This window comes from Klebsiella sp. MBT K-1 (genome assembly GCF_002556465.1).
GTDB lineage: Bacteria > Pseudomonadota > Gammaproteobacteria > Enterobacterales > Enterobacteriaceae > Klebsiella > Klebsiella grimontii.
Genome location: NZ_PDEL01000001.1, coordinates 507,825 through 518,316 on the forward strand (window position 1 = coordinate 507,825; position 10,492 = coordinate 518,316).

Below are 10,492 nucleotides of genomic sequence, written 5' to 3' on the forward strand. Positions count from 1 at the left end.
TTGTTGTCCTGTCAGGGATGAGCGTTCTATCGTTTTGTTTTTATGAATAAAAAGATCACATTGCCGATGCAGATACGGCAGGTTCTGGCATCAGGAATACATTTGCACCTTTTTGCACCCGGGTGCATTATTTAACAACTTGTTATACTCTCACGGATTAAAAAATCCATAACAAGTTATTTTGAAATATTCATTTCGTTAAGGGCGTCAACTTTTTGCTCATTGAATGGCCAATTTTGTCGATCGCAGTCACGATCCGCAGAGCTTGTCGCTTTCGGGGGGAGCAAAATGCGTGGTTCAGGCTAATGGCTGGGGAGGAAGGCTATACGAAGGGGAACCCGTGGATTAATCCGCGTTCCCCAGAGAGCCAGGGTCGTCAGGATCGCTGGGCGCTGGCGATACGCTGTCTGGCTTTTTGTTCAATATTTTCCAGCAGCTCCTGCACGTCGTCTTCATCAATGTCGAGAAACTGACCGTCCAGCAGGGCCGCATGAATATCTTCGCGCGTCACGGATATGCCCAGCGGCACCGCCTCCGCTTTCGCCTTCACTTCCTCCGCCGCCAGCGGATGCGGGTAGCGCCGTCCGACCAGGTTATTAAAAACAATGGCCAGCATCGCCAGCATCAATGAGTTGAGTAACACCGGGGTCAGAACAAAGTGATAGCCTTCGCTCTGTATCCCCGCCCCGCCGAGGATCGCCGTTAACGCCACCGCTCCGCCCGGCGGATGCAGGCAGCGCAGGAAGTACATGCCGGCGATCGCCAGCCCTGCCGCCACGCCGCAGGCCAGCGCCAGGTTCGGGATCGCTATGCCCACGGTCACGCCGATCAGCGCCGAGAGCACGTTGCCGCCGACAATCGACCAAGGCTGGGCCAGCGGGCTGCTCGGGACGCCAAACAGCAGTACCGCCGAGGCGCCCATAGGGGCGATAAACCAGATATTAACCTCGCCTAACAGCCAGTGGCTGAACAAGCTGGTCACCGCCAGGCCCGTCCCGGCGCCGATCGAGGCCAGAACAATATGTTTTCTGGCGACCGGTAAGGCGTGTGGCTTCAGGCGACCGAGAAAAATGCGGATCCGCGAAAAGAGCGATCCGGGTAATACGCTTAACATCCTGCTGCTCGCTTACGTCATCGTAAAAACTTATGCTTTATTTTCTTTTTTTAACCTTATTTTAACAACCATGTCTTTATCGTGGCTTTTTGCCATTCATTTTGTGAATGTAAAAACGGCGCGCGCTACGTTAAAATCCCCTCACCTCTGGGTATCAGCATTCTATGGATTGAAGGTCAAACACGTTGAATAACAAAATAAAATTAGAGAAAGAAATCGCATGGGCCAGTCAGAATATGCCGCGCACCCTGCGTCAGGTCGCCGCCCTGCCCGATCTCAGCGAGGTGCGTCTGGCCTGCTGTATGCATCTCGATATGAAAATGATCCCGCTGGTGCAGGGAATTCTGGAAAAAGGCGCGAAGGTTTTTCTCACCACCTGTAACCCAACCACGGTACAGGATGAGGTGGTCGCCTGGCTGGTGGAGCGCGGCGCGGAGGCCTGCGCCTGGCGCGATATGAGCGATGCCGACTGGCAGCAATCGTGGGAAAAAGCGATTGCCTGGCAGCCGACGCATCTGTGCGAAATGGGCGCGGATATTACGACCCTACTGCATCAGCGCGGGGAGTTCGGCAACGTTGTCGCCGGGCTTGAAGCGACAGGTTCGGGCGTGAGCCGTCTGGGCGATATTCGTCCTGGCTATCCGATTTTTAACTGGGATGATTTGCCGGTTAAGGAAGGACTGCACAACCGTCATATGGTCGGCCTGACCGCGTGGCATACCTTTTTCCAGACAACCCACCTGACCCTGCATGAGAAAAAAGTGCTGGTCGTCGGCTATGGTCTGGTCGGCCAGGGCGTCGCGGCGGCAGCGAAGGCCTTCGGCGGCCAGGTGATGGTGGCAGAAATCGACCCGGCACGGAGATTACAGGCGGCCTATGATGGCTGGCACGTCGTTGAATTACAGGAGGCTATCGCCTCGGCGGACGTGGTGGCCACGGCGACCGGCGGCAAAAAAGTCGTTAACCGCCAGGCGCTGGATAAGTCCAAAGATGGGGTGTTTATCCTCAACGTGGGTCACGTGGCGGAAGAGATTGACTGCGAGTACCTGCGTCAGTTTGCGCAGGAAGAGGTCATGCCCTATATCAACGCTTACCGGATGGGCGATAAAACCGTTTATCTGCTGGCGAACGGTTCGATGCTCAACCTGACCGCCGGTTTTGGCGATAGCCTGAACGCCTTTGACGTCACCCTGGCGGTGATGGCCAGCGGCATTCAGCATATTGTGACCGACGGCATGACGGCACCGGCGGACGTTTATCTCCTGCCGCAGAGCGTATGGCAAAAAGCGCTATAGCCATAGGTGCCGGATAATATCCCGGCACATTTCCCGGAGGCGGCGCGAGGCGCCTGTCCGGGCTACCGCCCCGCAGAGCGCTGCTAACCCGTAGCCCGGTCAGCGCAGCGCCACCGGGAAGAAAGCCAATCCTACAGCAGGGCCAGCAAAAATATGACTTCACCGAGCTCAATCGCCGCGCCTAAGGTGTCGCCGGTTTGCCCGCCCAGAGTACGCTTCAGCGCCTGACCCAGCGCCCATACCAGCACCAGCGTGATAAGCGCCGCGCGCAGACCGTTAACTCCGAGCAGCACTGTCGCCAGCGCCAAAGCGATCCCCATGGTAATCAGCGTCTGACGCAGCGTGATTTTGCCGATAAACAGATTGCCCAGCCCCTCTTCGCGGGCGTAGCGCTGGCGATACATCAGCAGCACCGGCATACCGCGGCCGACGGCGCAGGCGGCTGCCAGCGCGGCAAGCGCCGACGTGCCGCGCAGCGCCACCTCGCTGACCACCAGCACTTTCGCCATTAGCACGAAAATCAGCGCCAGCCCGCCGTGAGTGCCCAGCCGACTGTCGCGCATAATTTCCAGCATCCGTTCGCGCCGGCGGGCGGAGAAGATGCCATCGCAGGTATCCGCCAGCCCATCAAGATGGAAGCCGCCGGTCAACAGCGCCAGCGCCAGCACGCCGAGCAGCGCGGCAAGCGGGCCGCCGCACCACGGCTGGAGCAGCATCACGACGGCGCCGGCAATCGCCCCGAGCAGCAATCCGACCAGGGGGAATGTGACTATACTGCGTTGATATTGTTCAATTTCCAGCCCCTGGGATAAACGCGCCGGGACCGGCAGGCGGCTGATAAACGATAATGCGGCAAAAAAAGACTTAATCATTGAGAGAGGACTCCTGTCGATAAACCCCGCGGCCAGCGGTTATTCATCTCCGCCGCCGGCCGTAACCTGACTTGTGCGCGCGGCTTGAGCGCGGCCGCGTTCTTCCAGCCGCCAGTGGGCAAGCCGGGTATCACGGTGGTGTTGAATGCGCGCGGCGATTTGATTGTCGGATATCCGGGAGGTAGCGATGTAGATCGCCGAAACGAAAGAGTTGAGTAAAGATTCGGCGTCGCGGCGTTGGCCGCTATGGGCGTCGCCGGTAATCAGTATCATCGCGGCGGCACCTGTTGCAGGGACAGCATGAGATAAACCCTTCCGATATCAATATGTTTACCGCGGAAGTATACCAAATTCCTCGGGAAAGATTCAGCGTTGCATGGGGTGTTTTGCGAAGGATTTGCGAGATGGCGCAAGAGAAAGAAGAGGAACTCCGGCAGCGAGCGCCGCCGGAGCGCTTAAACGGGAATTACTCGGCAGATTTATCTTCTACTTTCGCTTCGCCCATTGCTTTCAGCTTTTTAGAGATGTCGCGACGTTCTTTGGAGATCTCGGCGTTTTTGATGATGTAGTCGTCAACGCGATCTTCGTAATCGCTCTTCATGCTGGCAATGATGCCCTGAATAGCTTCAACGCTCATGCCCGGCTTGATGTAGTCGCTCAGGTTGTCCAGCAGCAGGACGCGCTTCTGGTTATCACGGATCTTTTTCTCAACGTCCTGAATTTCACGCTGCAGTTTGTTCTTACGACGATACAGGCGAACAAACTCCAGTACGTCCTGGAAAGAAGGCTTAGTTGTTTCCATTTTTATACCCCTAATATTTGAGATTCGGATTCGCTAAAGCGACTGCTACATAGGGCTAACATAACTGTTAGCAGCCGCTGATGACAATGTTTTTTCCTTTGCCGTTATCATAACCCTAAACGCTGCTGAATCGAAGCAAGCGATAGAAAAACCACGCGAGTCTGGTCTTTATTTACGCAATGCCCGGCAGATCAAATGCGACAGCAGTTCGAGCTGGCACGCCAGCTCGATAGTTAACCAGACATAACCATGAATGGGCGTTTCGGAGAAATTGTCGTCCTGCTGCTCTTTGATGAGCTGGCGCAGTTCGGCAACGATTTCGTTGAGCTTTTCATTGTTGGCCAGGATCGGCTGCGGGTTGCCCTCATACAGGGCGTGGGCGATAGTCAACAGCGTTTGCTGAGTCATCTGCTGGGTTTCGCGCAGCGTATGGGCATTAAGCATCACGAAGTGGCCGGGACGCGACGCCCAGTAAGCGTTGATTTGCAGCTCCAGCATGCACACCAGGTTACGGCTGACGGTCTGGATCGCCTCAAAGATGGCTTTCTGGATATGCGTCTCTTTGCTGGCGGGCGTAATCAATCCGCGCATTTTCACCACGTCGTTGAGGACCTTTTGCAGGTGCTTTTCCAGACGCGGACGCTCTACCAGGTTCGGCGAGAAGCCGGCTTGATAAAGCCGGTTGAAGGCGGTGACGTAGCTGGCCATCTGGATGCGCCAGTGCAGAAAGGCCCGCTGCGGCCAGATACCGGTGAACAGCATCGCCAGCAGGGAACCGAAGATAACGTCGCCGCTTCGCCACAGCGCGGTCGTCATATCGCCCGGCGGCGCGCCGACAACCACCGCCAGGGTGATGCCGATCAGCAGCGCCTGGTAAGGCTTTTTGCCCAGCGCCAGCCAGCCGCAGAGGAACATCGCCACCGCGCACCACAGCAGCATGATAGGCAGCGAGATGAGCTCCAGCTTAAGCGCCACCAGCCCGAGCGCCGAGCCGAGGATCGTGCCGCCGATGCGCTCAAACGCGCGCGGTACGACGTTTCCCCAGAAGGAGATTGGCCCCATCACCACCACCAGGGTGATGAGAGGCCAGGTGCCTTCAGGAACGTTAAGCAGGCGCACCAGCACAAAGGTGAGCACAAAGGCCAATGCTATTCGCACGCCATGGACGATGCGGTAATGGCGATACAGCCGAATTTCAAATGGCTTAAGTGATTTATCCGCGCGCACAACCTACTCCGACTCCGACACAACGAAAAGGCCAATTGTAACTGCTTTTTCGCCGCAAGCATCACGCGAATGTAATAAACCTTGTCCAGCGAAGGGACAATGTTCGATTTACTTCACCACAGGCTCGACCGCGATATACATATCAATATCCCAGTAGCCGTCCTGGTTACCATCGTTAAGATAGACTTCAAAGCAGGGTTTCATCGCCATCTGGTGCGTTTTGCTTTGCATCAGGCTCTCGAAGAACTGATACCACGGCGTTGCAAAGTCATAATTCTCGACTCTGGCACGGGCAACCGCGTACTCTCCGCCGGCGATATCGGTCATCATCACGCCTTCGCTGTTGGCGGGGATTGAGTAGTCCTCCGCCACCGTGACGGCGGTCGCGCAGCGCAGCTTTTCCGCCGGGACCTCATCAGGATTGTCGTAGTAAACGGCCACCCACTCCTGCGCCGGAACCTGGCTGTTATCAACCCACATCATTAGCTGTTCAAACCCCTGTTTAACCGTCTGCTCCCAGGGACCGACCAGATGAAACCCGGCAATTTTCTTCTTGCCCACGGACTTAACGTTATATTCCATGCTGCCTCCACCGTTGATAAAATACTGTATATATATACATAAATTAGCAGTACTATCAGCCATAGTATGTGCGGCAATTCACAAATCCGCGCGGCAAGAAGAGTAAAAAAACCGGCGCCATCCGGTTATAAAATGAACGGCAGCTCGACGCCGATGCTGGCCCCGACATCGTCGCTGGCGCTGTGGTTGGCGTCGGTGTACCACACGGAGGTATTCAGACGTACCGTCGGCATCACATCGCCGCTCCAGCCCAGCTGCACGCCCTTCAGCGTATCGGCGCGCGGGAAGGCTTTATTGATTCGCTGGTTCTTCGGATTGACCTCTGCGTAGACCAGCCGCGCGCTCCAGCGCTGGTTCTCTTCGGTTACCAGCTCTACCTTACCGGCATACAGACGCCCATCGCCGCCCATCGCGTCGCCCAGCGGATAGCCCTGCTGGTAGTAGCCGTCTTTATAGATGAAGTGGTTATAAATGTAGTTGGTGCGCCCCATGTTCGAACGGGTATCGTGGGCTTCCAGATACCAGTTAACCGCATTGCTATTCCATTGGTGATGCCCTTCCACGCCGCCAAGATAGAGGTGCGCCGAGGGTAAATATCCGGCTTCGTCCTCGCCGATCATCTGGCCGTAAATGCTCACCGGCCACCCCAGAGCGGGCGCCAGCTTCAGCTTGAAATCAAAACCGGCCAGCTGGTTGCCGGGATCGTCGGCCGATTCGCCGGTGTTGTCATTGCCGGTCAGACCGTCCCAGAAGCTGCTGAATGATGAAGGTCGCCCTTCGCCGCCCCACTGCATGATGCGTGAGGCCCCCAGCTCCAGCGAGGAGATTGGCGAAAACGTCAGGCGGCCGCCGAAGATTTTGGTATGCGGTACGGCGGCATACTGGCTCATCTGACTGGCGGAAAGCTGATACTGCCAGGGGCCAATCCAGCTCAGCCACGAGGTTTCCGGCGCGCGCTGTTCGGCGCGCTGCAGCAGAAAACCGGTCATCGGCCGCGCGGCATCGGAGCGAATCAGGCTGCCCTCGTAGCCCGGCCCCCACCACTGCGGAATTTGCCCGAACGCAAGCCACTGATTCCACAGCTTTACCGCGCCGTATGCGCCGTTGGCGTTCACGCTCGAACCGTTGCTGATGCGCTTGTCGCCTTCAACATTGCCCTGTAGATGCAGATCCCACCATTCGCCGCTGTTGTTCAGGGCGAGAGAAAGCGACTGGTCGGCGGGATAGGACTGGGCAAACCCCTGCGGGGTTCCCGGCTTATCAGTGGAACTGTAACCGGTAACGCGCACGTCGGCTTTCAGCGCCCTTAAACGCTGATTTACACGACTCAGAACCCCCCGCTCTGCGGAGGTTGTCGGATGCGCGTTGGCCAACGCGCGGTTAATCTCCTCCTCGCTCAGAGGCCAGGTCGACAGGCTTAACACGAGGGTTCCGCGGTCGGATAACCAGGCTAAATCATTGCGAAATTCGTTATCGGCCAGAACGAGGCCAGAGGCAAAACTGGCGGTGCTAAAAACGGCGAAAAGTCCCAGAGAAAGCGCACTACGCGCAAAGTATTTCATCTTCCCAGCTCCATTTATGGCGCACAAACGCCAGGCTTTTTCCTGAAGGGTGACCGGGTAAGGTAATGGAGTGAAAGTAAACGAAGCGCCAACCGAAGCGGCATAATAATCAAACAGCTACGAGATGCCGCTCCGGGCGGAGCGGCGCGACAGTTACAGTTTTTGATGCAGATAATCGCTAAAGCGCGACAGCATGCCGCCCTTGCCAACGCTTTCCAGCGTCACCAGCGGCCAGTGGGCCACCACTTTATCACCATCGTAAAGGGAGATTTCTCCCACCCGCTGATGGGCGGCAATCGGCGCTTCCAGCACTTTGTTATCCAGCACGTATTTGGCCTTAATGCGCGCGACCTCCGACTTCGGCAGCGCTAGCCAGAAATCCTGATCGGTCCCCAGCTTAATCTGCTCTTTATCGCCATACCAGATTCGCTCAACGCCGACCTGCTTGCCATCCTGCAGTACCTGGACGGTATCGAAGTTTTGCTGGCCCCAGTGCAGCAACTTCGCCGCCTGCTGTTCGCGCCCTTTCGGGCTGTCGGCTCCCATCACCACCGCAATCAGCCGACGCTGACCGTCCACCGCGGAGGCAATCAGGTTGAAGCCGGCGCCGGAAGTGTGGCCGGTCTTCAGACCATCGACGTTCATGGTCTTATCCCACAGCAGGCCGTTGCGGTTCTGCTGGGTAATGCCGTTCCACGTCAGGCTCTTCTGACTGTACATATGGTAGACGTCCGGCTCGCCGTGAATAATCGCCCGCGAGAGCACAGCGAGATCGTAGGCCGAACTGTGCTGCCCCGGCGCGTCCAGGCCGTGGACGGTTTCAAAATGGGTATCCTGCAAATGCAGTTTTTCCACGTAGCTGTTCATCAGCGCGACGAACTGCGGCTGGCCGCCGGCGACGTAGTCCGCCAGCGCCACGCAGGCATCGTTGCCGGAGTCAACGATCAGCCCGCGGCTTAAGTCGCGTACGCTGACCCGATCGCCGGGCTTAAGGAACATCAGCGAAGAGCCGTTAAAGACCGGGTTACCCTGCGCCCAGGCGTCTTTACCGACGGTGACGATGTCGTCAAAGGTGATGCGGTGGCTGTCGATGGCGCGATCGACCACGTAGCCGGTCATCAGTTTGGTCAGGCTGGCGGGATTGCGCTGCTGATGCTCGTTACCGGCGGTCAGGATCTGGCCGGTGGTGTAATCCATCAGCACCCAGGAACCGGCCTGAATAGAAGGAGGCGTCACGTTGACGGGAAAATCATTGGCGGCAAATGCGCAGGAAACGCTCGCAGCGAGCAAAGATACAGCAATAAACAAACGGCCTTTCAACGGCATATCCTCTAAATTGACAGATTCGCCGTCCTTTTTACGGAACTTCTCGTTTCAAATCAGGGTTTAATTGCAAGAAAATATGACACCGCCGGCAAGGGGCAAAGGCGATACCCTTCTGATGGCCCGGCAAATCGTTTACCATGATGGCTGCTCGCCACCAGGGATAATGAACAGATTATGCAAGATAGCGCCAACCAGCCCGGATTTTTGTTTCACGATTACGAGACCTTCGGCACCAGTCCTTCGCTCGACCGACCGTCGCAGTTTGCCGCCATCCGCACCGATGAAGACCTCAATATCGTCGGCGAACCCGAAGTCTTCTACTGCAGGATCGCCGATGACTATCTGCCGCAGCCGCAGGCGGTTATGGTTACCGGGATCACGCCGCAGGAGGCGAACGCCAAGGGCGACAGCGAAGCCGCCTTTGCCCGTCGCGTTCACGATCTGTTCACGGTGCCAAAAACCTGCATCGTCGGCTACAACAACGTGCGCTTCGATGACGAAGTGACGCGCAATATCTTTTATCGCAATTTTTACGATCCTTACGCCTGGAGCTGGCAGCACGACAACTCCCGTTGGGATCTGCTGGATGTGATGCGCGCCTGCTACGCGCTGCGCCCGGAAGGGATCAACTGGCCGGAAAACGAAGAGGGCTTACCGAGCTTCCGCCTCGAGCATCTGACCGTCGCCAACGGCATTGAGCACAGCAACGCCCACGACGCGATGGCCGACGTTTACGCCACCATCGCGATGGCAAAGCTGGTGAAAACCCAGCAGCCGCGCCTGTTTGACTATCTCTACGCCCACCGCAATAAGCGCAAGCTGGCGACGCTGATCGACGTGCCGCAAATCAAGCCGCTGGTGCATGTTTCCGGCATGTTCGGCGCAGCGCGCGGTAACACCAGCCTGGTGGCCCCGCTGGCGTGGCACCCGGACAACCGTAACGCGGTGATTATGGTCGACCTGGCCGGAGATATCGCTCCCCTGCTGGAGCTGGATGCCGACACCCTGCGCGAGCGGCTGTATACGCCGAAAAGCGAGCTGGGCGACCTGCCCGCGGTGCCGATTAAGCTGGTCCACCTCAATAAATGCCCGGTGCTGGCGCAGCAAAACACCCTGCGTCCGCAGGATGCCGACCGGCTGGGCATCAATATCCAGCGCTGTCTGGATAACGCTCAGCTGCTGCGGGCCAATCCGCAGGTGCGTGAGAAAGTGGTGGCGATTTTTGCCGAAGCGGAGCCGTTTGTGCCTTCCGATAACGTCGATGCGCAGTTGTATAACGGCTTTTTCAGCGATGCCGACCGCGCGGCGATGAAAATCGTGCTCGAAACCGAGCCGCGCAACCTGCCGGCGCTGGATATTACCTTCGCCGATAAGCGTATTGAGCGCCTGCTGTTCAACTATCGCGCGCGCAACTACCCCGGCACGCTCGATGAAGCCGAGCAGCAGCGCTGGTTAGAGCACCGTCGCCAGGTATTTACGCCTGAGTTTTTGCAGGCCTACGCCGATGAGCTGCAGATGCTGTATCAGCAGTATGCGGATGATAAAGAGAAGCTGGCGCAGCTGAAGGCGCTGTGGCAGTACGCGCAGGATATTGTTTGATTGGCAGAAATTCCCGGAGGCGGCGCGTTGCGCCTGTCCGGGCTTGTATGATTAACCCGTCAGAAAGAACCGGCCAGTTCTCTCTGATGGCGGTCCGGATGCCGTGTCCGGGC

General features: G+C 57.4%; 10 protein-coding genes. 2 read left to right on the top strand and 8 right to left on the bottom strand.

All coding sequences use genetic code 11. The features are described from left to right. Positions 1-376: 376 nt before the first annotated feature. Positions 377-1,114, bottom strand: coding sequence for an HPP family protein (locus CMQ96_RS02415; RefSeq protein ID WP_064342928.1), 738 nt, complete (start codon positions 1,112-1,114; stop codon positions 377-379). A gap of 185 nt (positions 1,115-1,299) precedes the next feature. Between CMQ96_RS02415 and CMQ96_RS02420 the strand changes: the two genes are divergently transcribed. After that, positions 1,300-2,409: an adenosylhomocysteinase gene (locus tag CMQ96_RS02420; protein ID WP_064362685.1), complete on the top strand. Its 1,110-nt coding sequence runs from the start codon at positions 1,300-1,302 to the stop codon at positions 2,407-2,409. Between the two features lie 131 nt (positions 2,410-2,540). Here the strand turns inward: CMQ96_RS02420 and cobS are convergent, their stop codons facing one another. From cobS to dacD, 7 genes are all read right to left on the bottom strand, one after another. Next, positions 2,541-3,281, bottom strand: coding sequence for an adenosylcobinamide-GDP ribazoletransferase (gene cobS, locus CMQ96_RS02425; RefSeq protein ID WP_098065788.1), 741 nt, complete (start codon positions 3,279-3,281; stop codon positions 2,541-2,543). A gap of 39 nt (positions 3,282-3,320) precedes the next feature. Next, the gene (locus tag CMQ96_RS02430; protein ID WP_004138801.1) at positions 3,321-3,554 is read right to left on the bottom strand and encodes a bifunctional adenosylcobinamide kinase/adenosylcobinamide-phosphate guanylyltransferase; all 234 of its coding nucleotides are present in this window, start codon (positions 3,552-3,554) and stop codon (positions 3,321-3,323) included. A gap of 193 nt (positions 3,555-3,747) precedes the next feature. Further along, a complete protein-coding gene (locus CMQ96_RS02435; RefSeq protein WP_004103624.1) occupies positions 3,748-4,083 on the bottom strand; it encodes a DUF496 family protein in 336 nt (111 codons plus the stop codon). Between the two features lie 168 nt (positions 4,084-4,251). After that, positions 4,252-5,310, bottom strand: coding sequence for an FUSC family protein (locus tag CMQ96_RS02440; RefSeq protein ID WP_098065790.1), 1,059 nt, complete (start codon positions 5,308-5,310; stop codon positions 4,252-4,254). A 108-nt stretch (positions 5,311-5,418) separates the two neighbouring features. Further along, entirely contained in the window at positions 5,419-5,892 is a 474-nt protein-coding gene (gene sbmC, locus CMQ96_RS02445) for a DNA gyrase inhibitor SbmC (protein WP_024359997.1), read from the bottom strand. Between the two features lie 125 nt (positions 5,893-6,017). Then, the gene (locus CMQ96_RS02450) at positions 6,018-7,454 is read right to left on the bottom strand and encodes a capsule assembly Wzi family protein (protein ID WP_098065792.1); all 1,437 of its coding nucleotides are present in this window, start codon (positions 7,452-7,454) and stop codon (positions 6,018-6,020) included. A 153-nt stretch (positions 7,455-7,607) separates the two neighbouring features. After that, positions 7,608-8,774: a serine-type D-Ala-D-Ala carboxypeptidase DacD gene (dacD, locus tag CMQ96_RS02455; RefSeq protein ID WP_004138794.1), complete on the bottom strand. Its 1,167-nt coding sequence runs from the start codon at positions 8,772-8,774 to the stop codon at positions 7,608-7,610. Positions 8,775-8,954: 180 nt separating this feature from the next. Here dacD and sbcB point away from each other — a divergent pair, with 180 nt between their 5' ends. Further along, positions 8,955-10,379, top strand: coding sequence for an exodeoxyribonuclease I (gene sbcB, locus CMQ96_RS02460; RefSeq protein ID WP_004138792.1), 1,425 nt, complete (start codon positions 8,955-8,957; stop codon positions 10,377-10,379). The last annotated feature ends 113 nt before the right edge of the window (positions 10,380-10,492 follow it).